3 protein-coding genes are annotated in these 3523 nt (G+C 64.5%); all 3 read right to left on the minus strand.

The features are described from left to right. Positions 1–437, minus strand: a 437-nt coding sequence (locus ABSG20_RS32540) for an efflux RND transporter permease subunit (protein WP_423868551.1), incomplete at its 3' end; no start/stop codon positions are given. 51 nt (positions 438–488) lie between these two features. Further along, positions 489–1886 carry an efflux RND transporter periplasmic adaptor subunit gene (locus ABSG20_RS32545; RefSeq protein WP_423868552.1) on the minus strand — a complete coding sequence of 466 codons (1398 nt, stop codon included), beginning with the start codon at positions 1884–1886 and terminating at the stop codon, positions 489–491. Further along, positions 1876–3282, minus strand: a complete 1407-nt coding sequence (locus tag ABSG20_RS32550) for an efflux transporter outer membrane subunit (protein ID WP_423868553.1) — start codon at positions 3280–3282, stop codon at positions 1876–1878. Before ABSG20_RS32550 ends, ABSG20_RS32545 begins: the two co-directional genes overlap by 11 nt. Positions 3283–3523 lie beyond the last annotated feature (241 nt).

Here is a 3523-nt window from a genome sequence, read left to right on the forward strand (position 1 = left end):
GAGGTCAGCGCCAGCGTCAGCACCGGCGCATCGGCGGGATTGACCTTGGCATAGGTCGGCGGATACGGCAGGGTTTTCGGCAGCACCCCCGCGGCGGCGTTGATCGCGGCCTGGACGTCCTGGGTGGCGCCGTCGATGTCGCGATTGAGATCGAACTGCAGCGAAATCTGGCTGACGCCGAACGAACTGGTCGATGTCATCGACGACAGCGAGGGAATCTGTCCCAGCTGTCGCTCCAGCGGTGCCGTGATCAGCGAGGCGATCACATCGGGACTGGCGCCCGGCAATTGCGTCGTCACCTGCACCGTCGGGAAGTCGACCTGCGGCAGCGCCGATACCGGCAACGCCCAGTAACCCAGCGCGCCGCCAATCAAAAGCGCGATTCCCAGCAGCGAGGTCGCGATCGGACGGCGGATGAACGGTTCAGAGACGCTCATGGGTGCGTGCTCATGACTGCGAAGTCAACATTCAAGGTGCGGGTTCCGGGGTCATGGCTGCGACTTCGCCACGCTGGCCGACGGCTCGCCTCCCTGCGCGGGTTCGGAATGCCACTTATGCTCGCCCTGCCCGCGCTCGCCCCGCTTGCCGCGGTGTTCGCCTTGACCGTCCCTGTCTTGGCTGTCCCTGCCCTGGCCGTCCCTGCCCTGGACATCCCTGCTGCTGCGTCGCTTATGCGGTGCGAGATCGGCTGTCGGCGTCTGCGCATCGTTGCCGACAATGACCCTGGCGCCATCGGACAGGTTGGCGAAACCTGTGGTCACCACCCGATCGGACGGCGACAATCCGCTGGCGATGACGGCGTCGTTCTCGTTCTGCTGCGTCACCACGACCGGTTTTGCCGCTGCGGCGTTGTCGTCGCCGATGACGTAGCTGAAGGTCCCCGCAGGTCCACGCTGCACCGCCGAGGTCGGCACCACCAGCGCCTGCATCAAGGTGTCGACCTTGAGCCGCACATTGACGAACTGTCCGGGCCATAGCTGAAAACCGGCATTGGGAAATTCCGCCTTGAGCTTGAGGGTGCCGGTGGTCGGGTCCACCTGATTATCGATGCCTTTGAGCGTGCCGGTATCGACCACCGTCACCCCGTCATTGCCGAACACATCGACCGCCAACGCGCCCTTGGCGGACGCGGCGTTGACCCGCACGATCTGCTGCTGCGGCAGGCTGAACTGCACCGCGATCGGCTGCAGCTGGGTGATGATGGCCAGTCCCGTGGCATCTGTTGCGTGAATGATGTTGCCCTGATCGACCTGCCGCAGACCGGTCCGGCCCGACAAAGGCGCGATGATCTTGGTATAGGACAGCGTTGCCTGCGCGTTGTCGATCGCCGCCTGGTCGGAATTGACCAGCGCCTCCTGTTGGGCGACCACGGCGCGCTGGGTATCGGCCTGCTGCTTGGAGCCGGCGTTGGCAGCCGCCAGTTGCTGGTAGCGGATCAAGTCGAGGCGCTGATTGGCCAGTTGCGCTTCATCCTGGGCTTTCTTGGCGACGGCCTGATCGTACTGTGCCTTGTAGATCACCGGATCGATCTCGCCGAGCACATCGCCCTTCCTGACGTCCTGTCCTTCGATAAAATTGACCGCGATCAATTTGCCATCGACCTGCGAGCGCACCGTCACGGTGTTCAGCGCGCGCACCGCGCCGACGCCATCGAGATAGACCGGTACATCCTGGATGCGCGGAGTTGCCGCCAGCACCGGCACCGCGAGATCCGGACGCACGCGGTTCGCTGCCTGCTTCTGCTGGAACGCGGTCCAGCCGAAGTAGCCAAGACCGCCCAGGATCAGAAGCGTGACCGCCGTCGCTGCCAGCCGGCCGCGCCCGCGCGAAGCGACGCGCGCGCCGGCCGCCGGCTCGGTTTCTTTCAAATCCGGTTTAAAGAGCATTGACCGGCTTCTCCGTTCTGGGCTCCCAGCCGCCCCCCAAGGCCTGGTAAAGGCTGACAAACGCCAGCAGCCGCGCCAGTTTGGCCTGCCACAGCGCGTCTTCGGCCTGAAATAGCGTCAATTGCGTGTTCAGCACGGTCACGATGTCAGCCGTCCCGGCCCGAAGCTGCTGCTCGGACAACTGAAAGGCACGCAGCGATGCTGCCACCACTACGCCCTGCAACCGCAGCTTCTCGGTGGTCTGCTTGACCGACACCAGCGCGTTGTCGACATCGGAAAATGCCGAGACCACCGCCTTGCGGTAGTCCTGCAGCAATTCGTCCTGTTTGGCCTTGCTCAGTTCAAAATTGCCCAGGATGGCCCCACCATCGAAAATCGGTTGATTGACGCTGGCGACCAGATTGAAGAACGCCGCGTGAGGCTGGATCAGCGATGTCAACGCCGAACTTTGATAGCCCCCGCCTCCGGTCAATTGAATGCTGGGAAAGAATTGCGCGCGGGCGCTGCCGACATTGGCGGTGGCTGATGCCAGCTGCGCCTCCTGGCGCCTGATGTCCGGCCGCTGCGTCAGCAACTCGGACGGCAGGCCGGGCGCGACGCGCGGCGTGACAATCTGATCCATCGAACCGCCGGTGACGTGCAGGCTTTCCGGCGGCCGCGAGACCAACAGCGCCAGCGCGTTGATATTCTGATCCAGCGTCTGCCGCAGCGGCGGTACGGCGGCGCGCTGGTTGGCGAGCACGCTTTCCTGTTGCGCCACATCGAGGTCAGTCCCAGTGCCGGCCTTGAACCGCTGCCTGATCGCATCGAGGATGCGCGTGGCGCTGGCGATATTGCGCTCGGCAGTCCGGATCCGGTCCTGCGAGGCCAGCACCTGAAAATAGGCGTTGGCGACGCTGGTGAGGGTAGTGAGCGCCACGACGTCGCGATCAAACCGGTTGGCGACCGCGGTTTCGTCGGCGGCCTGCAACGCATCGCGGTTCTGGCCCCAGAAATCGAGTATATAGCTGGCGCTCAATGCGGTATTATAGTTGACGACCTCACGTCCGCCGGTGGACAGACCATTGAGGCTGGAGCCTGAGACCCTGGAATAGCTCTCCTGCGCCAGGTTGCCTGGGCCGCTCGCGCTCAGGGTCGGCAACAGCGCGGCGCCCGCGATTCGCGCCTGCGCATCGGCCTGAACGAAGCGTGCGACGGCCGCGGCGATGTCGAGATTGACCTTCTGGGCTTCCTCCATCAGATCCGTCAGTTCGCCCGAGCGGAAGCCGCGCCACCAGTCGAGCGGCGGCGGCGCGTCCGGCACCAACGGTCCGGCGGATTTGTAGCCCCGGGGGATGTCGAGGGCGGGATCGGGTAGATCCTGGGTCAGGACGCAGCCGGAGGAACAGGCGATCATGCCAAGTGCCGCCAGATAACGCAGCGCACGATGCGCCCGAGGAAGGGCGCCGAGCGATCGGTCAATGGTATTCCCCGGGAGGTTGTTATTCGCGTCAATCCATCGCCCGGCAAAAAGCCGGGGATCGACGCTTCCGACATCCACCGAACTGATTCGCGGATGACGCGCGGGGGGACTGACTGCGACCCATCTCAAGGCTGTAATGCTTTCTTTAGGAACTCCCGGCCATACTAGCCGGGGG

The organism is Bradyrhizobium sp. (assembly GCF_049512235.1).
Classification (GTDB): domain Bacteria; phylum Pseudomonadota; class Alphaproteobacteria; order Rhizobiales; family Xanthobacteraceae; genus Bradyrhizobium.